This window comes from Sphaerisporangium sp. NPDC049457 (genome assembly GCF_055586705.1).
The window spans coordinates 236,276-253,012 of the sequence record NZ_JBVJHR010000002.1 but is presented as its reverse complement, the minus strand read 5'-3'; the positions used below and the strand labels follow the sequence as shown (position 1 = coordinate 253,012).

Here is a 16,737-nt window from a genome sequence, read left to right as displayed (position 1 = left end):
CTTGGGACCCGCGGCGCCCGCGCGGGCCGATATCGTCGGACGGGCTCCGCCGCCGGTCGCAAAGGAGGACGCCATGTCGCCGCTTCGCGCCAGGACGCTCACGGAGGCGCACCTGTACATCACGCTCACCGCGAGCCGGGACGATCCCGGCCGCGCCGCCGAGCCGGGACGCGACTACGAGGCGCACACGACGCTGACCGAGGGCCAGGACGAGTGGACGCTGCGCTTCGACGGGCACGGTCTCGGCCTTACGGTGCGCATCGACGTCCTGGTGCCGTACGCGACCGAGCAGGAGGCGCGGCGCGACCGGCTGCTCTTCGGGGCCGGGCGCTCAGAGCTGATCGACGCCGGCCAGTGGCGCGTGGTCGGGGCGGCCTACGCCCGGCGCGCCACGCGCGAGGACCTGCTGTTCGCGGCGTCCCCCGGCGACCCTGAACGCTTCCACGACGTGGTGCTGACCTGGGAGTGGGCCCGTGACGCCACCATCGAGGCGGCCAAGTTCCTGCCGCCGGACGCCGACGAGGTGCCCGGCACGGCGTTCTGGACCGAGCAGGGCGCGGCGATCCGCGGCGAGGCGCCGCGGCTGTTCACCCGGGCGTCCCTGGAGAGGGACATCGCCACCTACCAGGAGACTTTGGACGACTTCATCCTCGCGCACACCGGTCGCGACCTGTGAGGCGTCGCCGCCGGGCGGGCGCGGCAGCCGATCCGGTCGGTCCGGCCAGGCCCGGCGGCTTGACGGTGCGGATGCCGTGGACGACCGGTCAGGCCGGCGGCTTGATGGTGCGGATGCCGTGGACGAAGAGCTTGCTCATCCAGACGTCCCAGTCGGTGGGGACGGGGTTCTCCGTCGGGTCCTGCTGGAAGTTGGCGACGATGCTGTAGGTCGATGAGCCGGTCATCCGGGCGGTGAAGCTTCCCCAGCGCCCGCCCGGGAAGAACGGCAGCCGGGACACCGAGTCGGCGGCGGCGTCGAAGGCCAGGTTGGCCACGAACGCCTGCCCGAACTCGACGGCGTTGTTGCTCAGCGAGAGCACGTCGCGGCCGTTCGCGTCCTTGCGCACGCCCGAGGCGGCGTAGACGCCTGCCTGGAGCACCTGCTGGATCCCGGCGTAGGCGACGCTGTCCATCGTGTAGTAGAACGCGCCCTGGACGATCTTCGCGACGCCGATGTTGAAGATCTTGAGCTGGGACCGCGCCAGCGAGGTGAAGTACCTCTGCACCGCCTGCTCGGCGATCTTCGCCAGCCCCGCGGTGGGCCAAGCGTACATGGTGGTGAACAGCATGTTCACCCACGCCTGTATCGCCATGACCACCAGCAGGTGCCGGGTCGTGTCGATGTACTGGGCGTACGCGCGGCACGCCGCGGCGGCCCTGCGGCAGTAGTCCGCGACGTCCGGCGGATACCCCGAGAAGCCGTCCGGGCGCAGGCCGGACAGCGGCGTCCCGGTGCCCTGCCACATGGACCTGAACGCCTCGACGCCGGGGCCCGAGTGGCCGGTCCACACCTGCCTCGCCGCCTCGTCCGCCGCGACGAGCCCGTCGTCGATCTTCTTGGCCAGCCCGTCCAGGGTGTCGGCCGCGGTCCGCAGGCCGTCGGGATCGCCCTCGGGCCACTCGACGCCCAGCATCGCGGTGACGAACGCCCCGTGCGCGACGGTGGCGACGGTGAAGGTCGTGCCGGCGGGATGCTTGCCCGCCATCTTGCCGAAGGCGGTGAAGGGCGCGGCGAGCCCGGAGAGGGAAGGGCTCACCTCACCTCCGCCTTCGTGACCGGGACGGCGATGCCCGCGGTGTCCACCGCCTGCGCGAGCCGGCCGACGGTGGCCCAGTCGGCGGTCTCGAGGTTCGCCCCCGCCTGCGCGACGTTGTCGCCGATGCGGGCGTAGGCGGTCGTGATGTTGCCGACGTGCCGGGTGATCTCCTCGACGGCCTGGCGGAAGCCCTTGGAACCTCCGGTGCCCTCGTAGAAGACCCGGCCGTGCTCGTCGTCGCCCCAGAATTCGCCGAGCCCGGAAAGGGCCGTCATGGCCCCCCTCAGCGCGGCGCCGAGCTCGTCGCGGCGGTCATGGAAGTCGCCCTGGCGCCGCAGCAGCACGGCGGGCACCACGTCGGTCAGGGCGCCCTGCGGGCCACCCGAGGGTAGGTCTTCCTTCAGTGCCACCCGAGCGCCTCTCCTACCTGTCGACTAGATCAACACGGATAGTAAAGGAACCGAGTTACACCAGATATACAGCGATGTATCTTTCCAAATCTCACCAAAGTGAACCAGTTCATCTCCTGGTGTCCGGCGCCCATCTCGCGTCCGGCCGCCCCGGGAGCCCCACGGCCCGCCACCGCGGGCACGGCCCGCCCCGGCCTCCGAGCTGGTAGAGTCCGCCCCGCCCGGCGCGGCCGTCCCGCGCGCGCCGTCAGTAGCCCCGGTAGCCCGTGCCGTCCTTCATGCCGACGACTCCGGGGACGTTGGAGACCGACCCGTACCGCTCGATGGCGTACCGCACGCCGGCGATGATGTTGTCCACCGGGTCGTAGATGTCGCGGTGCCCCGGAAGCGACCACCGCTCGAACGTCGGGTCGATGGTCTGCATCAGGCCCTTCGACGGGATGCCCGCAGCCGCGTTGGAGTCCCAGTTGTTGATCGCGTGCGGGTTTCCGCCCGACTCGTGCTGGATGATCAGCCAGATGTCGTTGACGTTCATCTTCTCCACGGGATACCCGTGCGCCCTGAGGATCTCGACCGCCTGCCGGATCCAATCGGCCACCTGGCCCTGCGGCGCGGGGCCGCCTCCCGGCGGCGGCGGGCCGCTGGGGCCGTACCCGCCGAACCCGCCTCCGCCCCCGTTCCCGCCGCCGGCCCCTGAGGTGGCGTAGGTGCCGCGGCCGAAGTACTCGTCGTACTCGCTCTTGGGCACGGGCACCCATTCGGTGGCGTGGCCGTTCTTCGGGACGAACGGCTGGTCACCGGCGGGCGGGATGTCGGAGAACGCGGGCGTGGCGTCCTTCAGGTAGGTGCCGATGTCGCCGCGCGCGGTCGACAGCGCGCTCTCGGCCGTGGCGACGTAGGTCCGCGCCAGGGCGGTGTACTCGCCGGCCTCCTTGGTGATGCCGGGCCTGAGCTGCTCCTCGGTGGCGTGCGGGTTGATGCGGCGGTACTCGGCCACCCAGGCGAGCAGGTCGTCGCACGCGCCGTGGACGTCGCGCTTCGCCGTCTCCACCGCGCCCGCCGCCGTGTCCAGGCAGTCGGCGCAGGAGGCGAGCGCCGTGTTCAGGGCGTCGCCCGCGCGCTCGTACCGGCGCATGTAGGTCACGAAGGCGTCCGCCGACGCGCCCTTCCAGGCGGCGTCCACCTTGGACAGGGCCGTTCCGAGGGTGTTGAGCCGCTCCACGGCGCCGCTTCCCGCTCCGCGCCAGCGCTTGGCGATCTCGCGGATCGCGGCCGGGTCGCCCTGCACCTCGCGCGCCAGGGCGGCGAGGTCCGTGCCGCCGGGCAGCGCCGCCACGGCGTCGATGTCGGTCAACGCGCCAGGGCTCCCGTCCTGTGGCGCCTCATGTGAACCGGCGGAACGTGATGGGGGCCTTCCCCGCGACGTCCTGGATCTTGACCACGTCGCCGGTGCGCGGCGCGGCGATCATCTTGCCGTCGCCGATGTAGATGGCGCAGTGGGTCGGCGGGTCGCCGAAGAAGATGATGTCCCCCGGTTGCGGCGGGCCGGTGAACTGCTTGCCGCTGGCCTGGTACCCGGCGGCGGTGTTGTCGCCGATCTTGATGCCGGCCTCGTTCAGGGAGACGTGCACGAGTCCGCTGCAGTCGAACGCGTCCGGACCGTCCGCGCCCCAGACGTACGGCTTGCCCAGGTGGCTGCGGGCGGCGGCCACGATGTCGGCGCCCGTGCCGTTCCCCGTCACCTCGAACGGGATGGCGCGGCCGCCGCCACCCCCGCCGCCGACCATCGTCCCGCCGCCGCCACCGCCGCCGCCGCCATGCGATCCGGTCGTGCCGGCGAGGGTGGTGGTGCGCTTGTCGTCCAGCGGCGTCGGCACCCACTCGGTCCGGTGGCCCGGCCCGGGGACGAACGACTGGCGGTCGGCGGCCGGGATCGCGGCGAACGTCGGGATCGCCTCGCCCAGGTGCTTGGTGATGTCGCCGCGCGCGGTGGACAGCGCCGACTCGGCCGTCTCCACCTGCTCCTTGGCCTTGTGGACGGCGAGCCCGACCTCGCGGGTGATGCCGGGCTTGAGCTGCTCCTCGGTGGCGTGCGGGTTGAGGCGGCGGTACTCGGCCGCCCAGGCCAGCACGTCGTCGCACAGCCGGCCGACGTTCTTCCTGGCCGTCCGCACCGCGCCCGCCGCCGTGTCCAGGCTGCCCGCGCAGTTCACCAGCGCGTCGTGCAGCGCGCCGCCGGCCTTGGCGTAGCGGCGCATGTACGCCACGAAGGCGTCGGCGGAGTCGCCCTCCCAGGCGCCGTCCACCTTGGCCACCGCGTCGCCCAGGGTCTTGAGCTTCCCCGCGGTGCCGGTGGCCGCCGCCCGCCAGCGCTTGGCGATGGCCTCGACGGCCTCGGGGTCGCCGTCGGTCTTCTTCAGCAGTGCCGCCAGTTCCTGGCCCCCAGGGAGCGCGGCCACCGCGCCGGCGTCGGTCATACCTTCGGCAGGTTCTTCTTGGTGCCGTGCTCGGCGTTCTTGACGTTGGTCTCGACGGTGTCCAGCGCGCGCTCGACCCCGTCGAGGCGCGTCTTGACCGTGCCGAGCTCGTCGTCCACGTGGCTCTCGACCGAGCCGATGGCGGTGACCAGCTCGGCCGCTCCGGTGAGCGTGCCGAAGAGCGTGGAGCTCGCGGCGGTCTTGGCGGGGAAGTCGTCGCCGATGGCGGCGAGCTTCCCGGCCTGCGCGTTGACGGCGACGCGGAGCTTGGCCAGCGCGTCGTAGTTCATGTCGAGACTCACCGGGGCCGGCTCCCTCCGCCGTCGGCCAGGACCACTCGGCTGCGTTCCACGCGATGCCCACCTACCACACGGAACCGCCAACTGACGATCATATCCGGCCTAGGTGATCAGTGCCCGTGAATCCCCACGAAAGGTCATTCCGCCGCGTTCGGCTCGGCCGCCGGGAGGAACGCCGTCTGGATGAGCCGGGAGCCGTACCTGCGGTCCACGTAGTAGGCGCGGCCCGGCGGCAGCGGGTGCGGCCGCACGCCGAACAGCACGCCCTCGTCCCGGTCGCCGGAGAGGATCACCGCCGGGCTGGCCATGTCCTTCAGCCGCTGCATGACCGGGTCGAACATGCCGCGCCCCGCGCCGCCCATCGCCCGGGACAGCACCAGGTGCAGGCCGATGTCCCTGGCCTGCGGCAGCAGGTCCAGCAGCGGCGCGAGCGGGTTCGCGCCGGTGGCCACCAGGTCGTAGTCGTCGACGACGAAGTACAGGTCGGCGCCCTTCCACCAGTTGCGCGCGCGCAACTGGTCGGGGGTCAGGTCGGCCGGCGGAAGCCGCTTGACCAGCGCCTCGCGCGCCTCGGCGACCATCTCGGCGGCCGTGGTGCTGGAGGCCGCGTACCCGATGCGGTGCTCGGTGTAGGCGGCGTCCAGCAGCGAGCGGCGGTAGTCGATGACGATGAGCCGCGCGCCGGAGGGGGCGTGCCGGGCGACGATGCCCTCGGCGACCAGGCGCAGCAGGTTGGACTTGCCGCTCTCGGTGTCGCCGATGACGGTCAGGTGCGGGTCGACGTCGAACTCCGCCAGCACCGGCGACAGCGTGGCCTCGTCGATGCCGAGGGGGATGCGCGCCCCGGTCTCCTCCACGCTCGGCAGCGCGCTGACCTGCAGCACCGACGGCAGCAGCCGCACGCGCGGGGCGGGCCGGCCGCGCCAGGCCTCCCGGACGCCGTCCACCAGGGCGCGGACGCCCACCGTGAGGTCGTCGGCCGTCCGCACGCCGTCGATGCGCGGCAGCGCACTGAGAAAGTGCAGGCCGTCGCGGGTCAGGCCGCGGCCGGGCACCCCTTCGGGCACCGCGAGGGCCGCCTTGCGGTTGACCTCCGACTCGTAGGCGTCGCCGAGCTTGAGCTCCAGCCGCGAGCCGAACAGGTCGCGGATGCCGGGACGGAACTCCGACCACTTGTTGGTCGCCGCCACGACGTGGATGCCGTAGCCGAGGCCCCGGGCGGCCAGGTCGGTGATGGTCGGCTCCAGCGAGTCGAACTCCTGGCGCACGGTCAGCCAGCCGTCCACGACGAGGAACACGTCGCCGTAGTCGTTCCCGGTGATCTGGCCCTCGGCCACCATGCGGCGGAAGGTGGCGATCGAGTCGATGCCCCGCTCGGTGAACTCGCGCTCGCGCTCCTGCAGCAGGGCGCTGACCTCGGCGACGGTGCGGCGCACGCGGTCGCCGTCGAGCCGGTTGGCGACGCCGCCGACGTGCGGCAGCCCCTCCAGCGAGCCGAGCGTGCCGCCGCCGAAGTCGAGGCAGTAGAACTGCACCTCGCGCGGGGTGTGGGTGAGAGCGAGCCCGGCGATCAGCGTCCGCAGGATGGTGCTCTTGCCGCTCTGCGGCGACCCGACGACGGCCAGGTGGCCGGCCGCGCCGCCGAGGTCGACGGCGAGCGGGTCGCGCCGCTGCTCGAACGGCCGGTCCACGATGCCGAGGACGGCGCGCAGCCGGCCGCGGCCTGCCCACCCCGCGGTCGTCAGGCCGTACTCGGGGGTGATGCTCAGCGGCGGGAGCAGGTGGCTCAGCGTCAGCGGCTCGGCCAGCGGCGGCAGCCAGATGCGGTGCGCCGGCGGCCCGTACCCGTCGAACTGGCGCACCATGATGTCCAGCAGGCTGTCCCTGCCGACGACGGAGATCTCGGGCGAGGGCTCGGGCTGCGCGGGCGCGGCGGGCTGCGGGATGTGGGCCGGGCCGTACAGGACGACCTGCCGCTGCTCGGCGCCGCCGCGCCGCTCCTGGCGGGCCTCCTCCGCGAACGGGCCAGAGACGTAGGCGGCCTTGAACCGGGTCATGCCGCTGGTGTCGAACTTCAGGTACCCGTTGCCCGGGGCCGAGGGCAGCTCGTAGGCGTCGGCGACGCCGAGCACGACCCGGCTCTCCATGGCCGAGAACGTGCGCAGGCCGATGCGGTAGGACAGGTGGGTGTCCAGGCCGCGCAGCCGCCCCTCCTCCAGCCGCTGCGAGGCGAGCAGCAGGTGCACCCCGAGCGACCGGCCGAGCCGGCCGATCATCACGAACAGGTCGATGAAGTCGGGCTTCGCCGACAGCAGCTCGCTGAACTCGTCCAGCACGACGAACAGCGTGGGCAGCGGCCGCAGGTCGGCGCCCTGTTCCCTGGCCCGCTCGTAGTCGCGCAGCGAGGCGTAGTTGCCCGCCGAGCGCAGCAGCTCCTGGCGGCGCACCATCTCGCCGTGCAGCGCGTCGTACATGCGGTCGACCAGCGGAAGCTCGTCCTCCAGGTTGGTGATGACCGCCGAGACGTGCGGCAGCGACTCCATGCCGAGGAAGGTCGCGCCGCCCTTGAAGTCGACCAGGACGAAGTTGAGGATCTCGGAGGAGTGCGTGGTGGCCAGGCCGAGCACCAGGGTGCGCACCAGCTCGCTCTTGCCCGAACCGGTCGCGCCGATGACCAGGCCGTGCGGGCCCATGCCGCCCTGGGCGGACTCCTTGATGTCCAGCTCGACCATGCGGCCGTCGGCGCCGAGGCCGATGGGCACCCGGAAGCGGTTACGCGGCGCGCGGGGCCGCCACAGCGCCGCGATGTCCAGCCGCCGCGCGTCGGGCACCCCGAGCAGGTCGGCGAGCGTCATGTTGGTGGACAGGACGTCCTGGCCGTCGCCGCTCTTGGCCGTGGAGACGCGCAGCGGCGCGAGCTGGCGGGCCAGCCCGTCCGCCTGCAGGTACGACAGCCGGTCGGGCCGGCCGAGCCCGGTGAGCAGTTCCTTGCCGGCGTGGTCGAGCTGGATGCGGTTGAAGCGGTCCGGCAGCACCTCAAGGCGCAGGGTGATGCCCTCCTCGACCAGTGAGGTCGAGCCGCTCAGGTCGATGACGGTGACGCCCTGGATGGCGTCGGCGCCGAGCTGGGAGTCCTGCGGGATGTGCCCGCCGTCGACGATCACCACGTGGTAGGGCAGCGACTCGTTGGACAGGCCCTGCTTGAACCGGCCGCGGTCCTTCAGCTCGCCGCCGAGCAGCCGGTCGAGGTCGCGCAGGTCGTCGGCCATGAGGCGCACGGGGCCGGCGGCGTCGTACTCCTCGGGGTGCAGGGCGTGCGGCAGCCACTTGACCCACTCCCACTGGGCCATCCACTCCTTGCTGGCGCACACGGCCACCCGCATGTCGTCCGGGGAGTGGAACACCGCGAGCTGCGCGATCAGCGCACGGACCAGGTCGCGGACGGCGGCGGGGTCGCCCGTGGGCAGGATGCGCGCGAAGGAGTGCAGCGCCATCGCGATCGGCAGGTCGTCGACGGTGGAGTGGGCCCGGATGAACCGGCGCAGCGCCCCCGCCGACATGGCGTCGAGGTCCTCCACCGGCTTGGCGTCCGGCGCGATGAGCTGCACCGCGAGGCGCTGGGTGCCGGTGCCGACCCGCACGGCGGCGAAGTCCCCGTCGCGGGGCCGCCGCTCCCACAGGCGCGGCCCCATGGCGACCGACCACAGCGAGCCGGGGTCGGGGCCGTTCCAGTCGAGCGCCTCGCGCTGCTGGCGGACGGCCCTGCGGACCTTGACGCGGGTCTGCGACAGATAGCGGAAGTAGTCGCGCCGCAGGCCGTTGAGCCGCATCTTGCGCTCGCCGGAGGCCCGGCCGAGCTGGCTCATGCTCATGCCGACCATGGACAGGGCGAACATGCCGCTGGCCACGTACATGATGGGGCTTCCGCCGCCGCCCCCGGTGAACATCAGGGCCATCGCGGCGCCGCCCGCCGCCATCGGCAGGAAGGTGAGGATCTGGGTGAACCCCCCGGACATGGTCTCGGGGATCTCCGGCGGCGACTCCAGCAGGATCTCGCCTCGCGGCGGCGCCGGAGGCGGACGGCGCTCGGGTCGCCGGATGACGACTATGCCCACGTCGCTCCATGTTCGCAGGATCTGCACCCGGGGTCCGGCGGGCCGGGGGGCCGCGTCCCGGGGGCAGGGATCTGTCGTACCGCAGCCAACCGTAGCGAATGCGGATCACCGCGCCGGCCCGGACCCAGAAACCGGGCGTATCCGCGAAACATGCACATGTCCGCCCGCATACCGCATGGCAGCCCGATACGGTATTCGCGTGATCTCAATGGAGTCGGTGTGACGCTCAATCCGATGGGCGGGCCTCCTCCCATGCGCGTCCCTGGCGGCCCCGGCGGACCGGCCGGCCCGGGCGGGCCCGGCGGCGGCCCCGGCGGCCCGGGGACGCCCGGCGGCGCGCTCGACGTCATGAACGGCCAGCCCAAGCCCGCCGTCCTGCGGTCGCCGGGATCGGCCGTCGCGATGACCAGGGTCACGATCGTGACCCCGCGCAAGCGCATCGACCTGGCGATCCCCTCCGACCTGCCGCTCGCGCACGTGCTGCCGAACGTGCTGGGCGCCGTGGGCGAGAACGGCGACGAGAGCGTGCTGTCCACCACCGGGTGGGTGCTGCAGCGCATCGGCGGCCGGCCCCTGGAGCTGGACGCCAGCATGAACGCCCTCGGCATCCGCGACGGCGAGGTCCTCTACCTGCTGCCCCGCGCCTCCGAACTGCCCGAGGCCGTCTTCGACGACGTGGCCGACACCATCGCCACCGGCATCAAGGAGAGGTCCGGCCGGTGGCAGGCGCGGCACACGCGCGCCACCGGGCTCGGCGTGGCCGTCGCGTTCCTCCTCGCCGGCGCCGTCGCGCTCACCGTGTCGGGACCGCCCTGGACGCTGCCGACGATCGTCGCGGGCGTGCTCGCGTTCCTGCTCGTCGGCGCGGGCGCCGCGCTGTCGCGCGCCCTCGGCGACGGATCCGCCGGCGCGGTCGTCGGCTACACCGCCCTGCCGTACGCCTTCCTCGCCGGGCTGCTCGCCCCCGCCAAGGACGTGGGCATGCTGTGGTTCGGGGCGCCCAACCTGCTGGCGGCCTTCGCCCTGACCGCGCTGACCGCGACCGTCGCCGGCTGGGCGATCGCCGAAGGGCTGCCGAACTTCTTCGGCCTCATGCTCGCCTCGATGGCCGGGGCCGCGGGCGCCGCCATCGTGATGATCTGGCACCCGCCGTCCCCGGGCGTCGCCGCGCTGCTGGTCGCGGTCGTCCTGGCGTGCACACCGCTGATCCCCACCCTGTCCTTCCGCCTGGCCCGGCTGCCCCTGCCCGCCGCGCCCAGGAACGCCGAGGAGCTGCGCGCCGACGACCAGGAGCTGGACGGGACGGACGTCAAGCGGCGCGCCGTGGAGGCCGAGCGGTTCGCCACCGGCCTGGCCTCGGGCGTCGCCCTGGTCGCGCTGGCCGCCCAGTTCCTGCTGCTCGGCTCGGGCGACTGGACGGGCAGGGCCATGCTGGTCGTGCTCGCCCTCGCCGTGATGCTCAGGGCGCGCGTCTTCCAGGGCGTCGGCCAGCGCGTGTGGCTGATCGGCACCGGCGCCGCCGGGCTGGTCGCCTTCCTGGTGGGCATGTCGATGACCGGGACGGGCACCGCCCTCCTCGTCGTCCCCGGCCTGCTCGCCGTGGCCGCCATCGGCGCCGGCATGGGCCTGTTCCTGCCCCAGCGCCGGCCCACCCCGTTCTGGGGCAGGGCCGGGGACATCGTGGAGTTCGCCCTGATCGTCGCCCTGTTCCCGCTGGCGCTGGGCGTCCTGGACGTCTACGCCTGGATCCGCGGCCTGGCCGGCTGACCCGCCTGGAGCCGAGGCTCCGCTCCGGGCACAGGCCGTCAGGCGCGGTCGTGGAGGGTGACCTGGTAGCCGTCGGGGTCGGCGAAGGTGAACGTCCGGCCGAAGGGGCCGTCGATCGGCGCGGAGACGATGGTGTGACCGTCGGCGGCGAGAGCGTCGTGAATGGCCTGGACGTCGGTGGCGTGGAGCCAGATGGCGGCACCGATGCCGGGCTGGGCCACGGAGTCGAGATCGGTGCCGGGAACGACGTCGCGGAGGGCGAACGCGATCGGCTTCGTCTCGAAGACGACGGCGTGCGGAGGCCCGGCCGGTGAACGGACGAGGCCGAGGTATCGCTCGTAGAACGCCTGGGAGGCGCCGAGGTCACGTGCTTGGAGCGAGATGAAGTCGGGACCGGTGACGGGCATGATGATGCTCCTCCATTCGTGTCAGGTTTCTGACACAGGTTAATCTATGTCAGAATATTGACATGAGTCAAAACGGTGCCGGCGTCAACCTGGAGACGTCGCTGGGCTACCTGCTGAAAGAGGCGTCGAGCGCCCTCCGGGTAGCCATGGAAGAGGTGCTGCGGCCGCTCGGGATGAGCGTGACCCACTACTCCTGCCTCGAACTGCTGGCTCAACGACCGGGCCTGTCCAACTCCGAGCTCGCGCGTGGCGCGTTCGTGACACGGCAGTCGATGAACGTGCTGCTCCAGGCCCTGGAACGAGATGGCTACGTGACCAGGCCCGCCGAGGCCCCCGTCGGGAAGGCGCTTCCCGCGCGACTCACGCCGCGAGGCCGCCAGAGCCTTGAGAAGGCGACCGTGGCGGTCCGGGCGGTCGAGCTCAGAATGCTGGCCGGCATGACCGAGACCGAGCAGTCGGACGCGTCCCGGCTCCTGAAGAGCATGATCCACTCTCTGCGCAGCGGCAACGACGCCACCTAGCTATAGCTAGCGGTGGCCGGTCGGCCAGGGGGCGCCCATGGCGTCCGCGACGTCTTTCAGCCAGCTCTCCACGCCCGCGGGGTCCAGCGAAGGCGGCTCCCCGCCGGTGGCCTCGCGCAGCAGTTCGGCGTTCTTGCGCTGGGCGTCCCGCTGGGCGGCGCGCACGGCCTCGGTCACGGCCCGCGCGATGGAGACGCTGTCCAGCCGCATGGCCCGGGGGTCCAGGGTCACTTGGTCGATCTGGCCTCCCCCGTCCACCACCGCCCCGACCAGCCCGCCGGCGGCCTCGCCCTCGCCCTTGACCGCCCGCAACTCGCCGAAGACGCCGCTGAGGCGCTGAACGGCCTCCTCGCTCTGCCGCGCCACACGTTCGAGGTCCTCGACCCCGAAGTCGTCCGGTCGGAACACGGCACCGCTCCTTCGCTGGAAGTACCTGGAAGTACCTGGGCTGACGGGTCGGAGGCTCAGGGGTGGTAGGGCTCCGGCAGGTCCCGCTTGGGCTCGCGCCACTCGAACCCGCCGGAGGGCGGCGGCGACGGCGGCCGCCCGGCGGCCGCGGTGGGCGGCCGCTGGAACGGCGGCAGGCCCTGGGTGTCGATGACCGCCTTCCTGAAGTCGATCTTCGCACCGGCCGTGGGTTCGAGGTTGTACATCTGCGTCAGCGCCTTGCCCGCGAAGTAGACCGACATGCCGCCCGCGATGGAGGACACCACCTTGGCCAGCAGGCCGGTCGCCATCGCGATCGTGCTCGTGGCCATGGCGCCCAGCGCCTCAAGGCGCGCGTACCCGGCGGCCGCGTACGGCGTCGCCAGCATCGCGGCGGCGATCGGCAGGGCCGCGGCCAGCGCCGCCGCCACCCGGGCCAGCGACACCCAGTAGGCGCGGTAGGCGTCGCCCAGCTCGTCCACGATGCCCGCGATGTTCTTCACGAACCCGCGCAGGCTCTCCATGGCCTCCTGGTACCGCTCGACGGCGTCCGCGTACGCGTCGTGGTCCTCGGCGATCCAGCCGTCCTTGCCCTTGTCGCCGAGGTTGCGGATGTAGCTCTTGATCGCCGTGTCCAGGCGGGAGTGGATCGACTCCCAGTTGTTGTAGGCGTCCGCCATTCCCGGCACGTCGGCGACCGCGGTGCCGGCGATGGCGACGCCGACCACCAGCGGCCGGGACAGCAGGGCGGCCTTGCGCAGGTCGTCGAGGACCGCGAGCGCGCTGCCGCCGGCGGTTCTGAGGGACGGCCCGTACACCCCAGCGGGCATGGTGCGGAGCTCCTTCGCGTCGCCCGGTCGTCAGACGTACACGGCCGTGGAGCGCTCCTCGGCCGTACGCCAGTTGCTCCGCGCGGTGTCGAGCTGATGGGTCCAGGTCTCCAGAACGGAGATGGCCTCGGTCAGCTTCTCGCGCACATCGTCCTGCAGGCCGTCGTACCGCAGCCCGATCACCACCTCGCCGAGGGCGCCCCAGCCAGGGAAGGGGACGTCGGTGCTGTCCACCATGGCGCGCCATTCCTTGACGGCGGGGATCACGTCCTCGGTGATCTCATCGATGATGCTCTGGATCGCCGCCGAGGTGACGTACCTGTCCTGCGCCATGCCGCCTCCAAGATCCGATGTCGCGAGTGATGTCTATCAGCACATCTGGATCAATCACCCCCTCTGCCGCATTTGTTCATCCAGTGGTAGATGATGGCAATATCGGCGATGATCACCGTTCACTGCGCCTCGGCGGGGTGACGGCGGCTGTAGGGTGCCCCGGGTCGGCTCTGCCGCTACGGGCGACGAAGGGTGAAGATCACGTGACCGAGTTCGGCGACTTCGCGGGCTTCGACATCGACAAGATGCTGAGCGGGGCGCAACGGCAGCTGGCCCAGGTCGAGGAGCTCCAGCGGCGCAGCGCCGAGCTGGTCGGACGCGCCACGGACGACAACGGCTACGTGACCGTCGAGTACAGCGGGCAGGGGTTGCAGGAGCTCCAGCTGAACCCGCGGGCGATGCGCCTGCCCTCCTCGGACCTGGCCGCGCTCATCAAGACGGTGGTCCACGAGGCCGGACGCGACCTGGAGCGCCAGACCAACGAGCTGATGGAGGAGTTGTTCGGCACCGAGGACAACCCCATGAAGCTGCTGCGCGACCCGGAGGCCGCGCTCGCGCAGGTGAAGCAGGCCGAGGCGGCCTACGATCGCTCGTTCGAAGAGGTCATGGCCGATCTCGACGAGATCCGCCGCCGCCTGGAGGGCTGACCGCTACACGGGCACGCCGCCGTTCCCGGTGACGCCGGGGTTCTGCCCGGTGAGACCCGGGTTCTGCCCGGTCAGGCCGGAGTTCTGCCCGGTCGGGCCGGGGGGCCGGCCGTTCAGGCCGGGGGGCTGGCCGTTCAGGCCGGGGGGCTGGCCGTTCAGGCCGGTGGTGTCCACCGGCTGGACGTTGGAGAGCGGGAGTCCCAGCTGATCCATCGCCTGAGTGCTCCCCTGCAGGGCGGCGAGCTTGCCCGCCAGTTCGCCCTGCTTGTGGAAAACGCCCGCGGCGACGATCGAGGCGACCGTCATCGCGGCGCCGTACTTGCGCAACATGCCCTTCAGGGTCAGGTCCGTGGTGGTCGCGGCCAGCTCCGCCGACGTCTGCGTCGCCACGTTGAGGCCCGGGACGGGACGTGTGGCCAGCGTGTAGGCCGTCAGGCCGATGAGGAAGACTCCTGCGGCTCCGCACAGGAGCGAGGCGTTGGCGGACAGCTGCCCCAGACCCTGCATGATGCGGCCGGCGTCCGCGTGCGTGGTCGCGCCTTCGCCCATGTTGCTGACGACCCGGTCCACCGCCTGCTTGAACGCCACCTTGTCGTCGGCGGTCCAGTCGTTCACGGGCACGTCGTCGAGGTGTTTGCGCAGGTCGACCCCGAGCGCGTGGATGCTCTCGGAGGTCTCCTTCCATTTGTCGCCCGCGCCGTGCAGATTGCTCGGCTTGGACACCACCGCGGTGACGGCGGCGGCCATCATCAGGCCGCGGACCGGGTTCACCAGGCAATAGGCGTAGCTGCCTGCGAGCCCGGTGTAGAACCCGTACTCCCAGTGCTCGTAGCTCACTTGCCCATCTCCTTCTTGAGCGCGTTGGACCGGGCCGCCATGTCTTCCTCGTAGGCCTTCCACCGTTCCCCGGAGAGGTGCAGATCGCCCTTCCACTGCTCCATCTGGTGGCGGATGGCCTCGATGTACTGCACAGAGCCTCTGGCCAGGTCCCCGTGTTTGGCGGAGATCGGAATGCCGATGAGCCCGCAGTCGCTCCAGCCGATGTGGTTGCCCGCGGGGACCTTCTTCACGGTCTCGGCGTGCACGCCGACGTTGGTGTAGATGTTGCTGCCCAGGTCGATGACGGCCTGGTGCTTGACGTGGTTGGTGGCCGACGGATCCGCCGCGCCGGCGCCATAGCCGTTCCCATTCCCGTTCCCGTACCCGTTGCCGTTCGTGCCGATGAACGGGGGAGCGCCGCCGCCGCCGTTGCCGGGCAGGCCGGGGATCTGCGGCATGCCGCCGCCGCCCGTGCCGCCGCCGGTGCCGCCTCCTGTGCCGCCGCCGGGCACCCCCGGCAGGTTGAGGCCGGTGCCGGGGTCGGCACCCGTGCCGGTGCCCGTGGGATCGGTGACGACCGGGTTCTGGCCGACGGGCACGTTCGGTATCGCCGGGATGCCCACGTCCTGTCCGGGCGGGATGAACGGGTCCTGCCCTCCGGTGTTGTCGCCGGTTGGCAGGCCCGGGATGTTCTGGGGATCCTGCGGGATGTTCGGGAAGTTCGGCAGCGAGTTCGTCGGGTCGCCGGGGATGGAGTTGACCGGGTCGAGCGGCACCGAGGTGGTGGGGTCTCCGGGCCCGGTGGTGATCGGGTCGGTGGTGTACGGACCGCCGACGGGGTCGTTCCCCACGGGGTTCACGGTCACCGGGTCACCTGGCGAGAACGGCTGCCCGGGGTCACCGGTCCCGATCGGATCGATGCTGAACGGCTGCCCCGGGTCACCGGTCCCGATCGGGTCTACGCTGAACGGCTGCCCAGGGTCACCCGTGCCGATCGGGGTGGCGCTGAACGGGTCACCGGGCGAGAACGGCTGCCCGGGACCCCCTGTCCCCAACGGATCGGCGCTGAACGGCTGCCCGGGACCGCCGGTGCCCATCGGGTCGACGCTGAACGGCTGCCCCGGCGAGAACGGCTGTCCCAGGTCGCCGGAACCGGTCGGATCGACGCCGAACGGCCGCCCAGGGTCACCCGTGCCGATCGGGGTGGCGCTGAACGGGTCACCGGGCGAGAACGGCTGCCCGGGACCTCCCGTCCCCAACGTGTCGACGCTGAACGGATGCCCAGGACCGCCTCCACCCAGGGGATCGGCGCTGAACGGCTGTCCGGGACCGCCGGTGCCCACCGGGTCGGCGCCGAACGGTTGCCCCGGCGAGAACGGGTGCCCTGGATCTCCGGTCACGACGGGGTTCGCGCCCGTCGGATCGCCCGAAGCGAACGGGTGCCCGGCACCGCCCAGGGCGTCGGGCTGTCCCGGCCCCGCCAAGTTCTGGTTCACGTAGGTGGAGCCGTCCGGCCCTCCGGCCGGGCCGCCCAGCGTCTCCGCCGGCCCCCCGCCGGAGACCGCGTACGCGCCGCCCGCACCGGAACCGCCGCCCCCCACGTCGCCCGGCCCGGGAACGCCCACGTTCCCGGTCGTGGATGGGCTTCCCGCGTTCAGCAGTGCGTCGAACCCACGTTGCTCGCTCACCTTCCGCCCCCCGTCTCCGGCAGACAGGCGCTTGATCAGCCTGTGAGACGGCAGACTAACCCAGCGCCCACCGGACCGTACAGAAAGCCATCAAGGTCGGTGATTAACGCTATGCCCCACATAACCGCTGTTCGGTGGACGGATGTCGCCTCGAACTCACAGGTCACCGCATTAGCCGCACCTCCCCTTTATGCCGATATAGCTGCTATATCGGTCGGGACGTGCAGGCCACGGCGCACGGACG

At 71.9% G+C, this 16,737-nt stretch carries 16 protein-coding genes; 4 read left to right on the top strand and 12 right to left on the bottom strand.

Annotated elements, in window-relative coordinates:
• The first annotated feature begins 73 nt into the window (after positions 1-73).
• Positions 74-676 (top strand): hypothetical protein, encoded by a 603-nt coding sequence (locus ACZ6QO_RS04500; protein WP_465847600.1) that lies wholly within the window; start codon positions 74-76, stop codon positions 674-676.
• 88 nt (positions 677-764) lie between these two features.
• Here the strand turns inward: ACZ6QO_RS04500 and ACZ6QO_RS04495 are convergent, their stop codons facing one another.
• The 6 genes from ACZ6QO_RS04495 to eccCa all read right to left on the bottom strand — a co-directional run bounded on the left by ACZ6QO_RS04495 (position 765) and on the right by eccCa (position 9,055).
• Positions 765-1,754 carry a WXG100-like domain-containing protein gene (locus ACZ6QO_RS04495; RefSeq protein ID WP_465847598.1) on the bottom strand — a complete coding sequence of 330 codons (990 nt, stop codon included), beginning with the start codon at positions 1,752-1,754 and terminating at the stop codon, positions 765-767.
• Complete coding sequence (locus tag ACZ6QO_RS04490) at positions 1,751-2,164, bottom strand: hypothetical protein (protein ID WP_465847596.1); 414 nt, start codon at positions 2,162-2,164, stop codon at positions 1,751-1,753. Before ACZ6QO_RS04490 ends, ACZ6QO_RS04495 begins: the two co-directional genes overlap by 4 nt.
• Before the next feature lie 247 nt (positions 2,165-2,411).
• Positions 2,412-3,518 (bottom strand): transglycosylase SLT domain-containing protein, encoded by a 1,107-nt coding sequence (locus ACZ6QO_RS04485; protein ID WP_465847594.1) that lies wholly within the window; start codon positions 3,516-3,518, stop codon positions 2,412-2,414.
• Between the two features lie 28 nt (positions 3,519-3,546).
• Positions 3,547-4,641: a bifunctional WXG100 family type VII secretion target/C40 family peptidase gene (locus ACZ6QO_RS04480; protein ID WP_465847592.1), complete on the bottom strand. Its 1,095-nt coding sequence runs from the start codon at positions 4,639-4,641 to the stop codon at positions 3,547-3,549.
• Complete coding sequence (locus ACZ6QO_RS04475) at positions 4,638-4,943, bottom strand: hypothetical protein (protein ID WP_465847590.1); 306 nt, start codon at positions 4,941-4,943, stop codon at positions 4,638-4,640. Before ACZ6QO_RS04475 ends, ACZ6QO_RS04480 begins: the two co-directional genes overlap by 4 nt.
• Before the next feature lie 134 nt (positions 4,944-5,077).
• Positions 5,078-9,055, bottom strand: a complete 3,978-nt coding sequence (gene eccCa, locus ACZ6QO_RS04470; RefSeq protein WP_465847588.1) for a type VII secretion protein EccCa — start codon at positions 9,053-9,055, stop codon at positions 5,078-5,080.
• 219 nt (positions 9,056-9,274) lie between these two features.
• On the opposite strand from eccCa, the gene eccD reads away from it, so the two are divergent.
• Positions 9,275-10,822: a type VII secretion integral membrane protein EccD gene (eccD, locus tag ACZ6QO_RS04465; RefSeq protein ID WP_465847586.1), complete on the top strand. Its 1,548-nt coding sequence runs from the start codon at positions 9,275-9,277 to the stop codon at positions 10,820-10,822.
• Positions 10,823-10,860: 38 nt separating this feature from the next.
• On the opposite strand, the gene ACZ6QO_RS04460 is transcribed toward eccD, so the two are convergent.
• Positions 10,861-11,229, bottom strand: a complete 369-nt coding sequence (locus tag ACZ6QO_RS04460; protein ID WP_465847584.1) for a VOC family protein — start codon at positions 11,227-11,229, stop codon at positions 10,861-10,863.
• A gap of 62 nt (positions 11,230-11,291) precedes the next feature.
• On the opposite strand from ACZ6QO_RS04460, the gene ACZ6QO_RS04455 reads away from it, so the two are divergent.
• A complete protein-coding gene (locus ACZ6QO_RS04455) occupies positions 11,292-11,750 on the top strand; it encodes a MarR family winged helix-turn-helix transcriptional regulator (RefSeq protein WP_465847582.1) in 459 nt (152 codons plus the stop codon).
• A gap of 6 nt (positions 11,751-11,756) precedes the next feature.
• On the opposite strand, the gene ACZ6QO_RS04450 is transcribed toward ACZ6QO_RS04455, so the two are convergent.
• The 3 genes from ACZ6QO_RS04450 to ACZ6QO_RS04440 are packed head-to-tail and all read right to left on the bottom strand — an operon-like array spanning position 11,757 to position 13,339.
• Entirely contained in the window at positions 11,757-12,158 is a 402-nt protein-coding gene (locus ACZ6QO_RS04450; protein WP_465847581.1) for a YbaB/EbfC family nucleoid-associated protein, read from the bottom strand.
• A gap of 56 nt (positions 12,159-12,214) precedes the next feature.
• Positions 12,215-13,006, bottom strand: a complete 792-nt coding sequence (locus ACZ6QO_RS04445) for a hypothetical protein (RefSeq protein WP_465847579.1) — start codon at positions 13,004-13,006, stop codon at positions 12,215-12,217.
• Positions 13,007-13,036: 30 nt separating this feature from the next.
• Positions 13,037-13,339: a hypothetical protein gene (locus tag ACZ6QO_RS04440; RefSeq protein ID WP_465847577.1), complete on the bottom strand. Its 303-nt coding sequence runs from the start codon at positions 13,337-13,339 to the stop codon at positions 13,037-13,039.
• Between the two features lie 203 nt (positions 13,340-13,542).
• Here ACZ6QO_RS04440 and ACZ6QO_RS04435 point away from each other — a divergent pair, with 203 nt between their 5' ends.
• Positions 13,543-13,986: a YbaB/EbfC family nucleoid-associated protein gene (locus tag ACZ6QO_RS04435; RefSeq protein WP_465847575.1), complete on the top strand. Its 444-nt coding sequence runs from the start codon at positions 13,543-13,545 to the stop codon at positions 13,984-13,986.
• A 3-nt stretch (positions 13,987-13,989) separates the two neighbouring features.
• Here ACZ6QO_RS04435 and ACZ6QO_RS04430 read toward each other — a convergent pair whose 3' ends face one another.
• A complete protein-coding gene (locus ACZ6QO_RS04430) occupies positions 13,990-14,823 on the bottom strand; it encodes a hypothetical protein (RefSeq protein ID WP_465847573.1) in 834 nt (277 codons plus the stop codon).
• Entirely contained in the window at positions 14,820-16,493 is a 1,674-nt protein-coding gene (locus ACZ6QO_RS04425; RefSeq protein WP_465847571.1) for a hypothetical protein, read from the bottom strand. The genes ACZ6QO_RS04430 and ACZ6QO_RS04425 overlap by 4 nt, the downstream gene beginning before the upstream one ends.
• Positions 16,494-16,737: the final 244 nt, after the last annotated feature.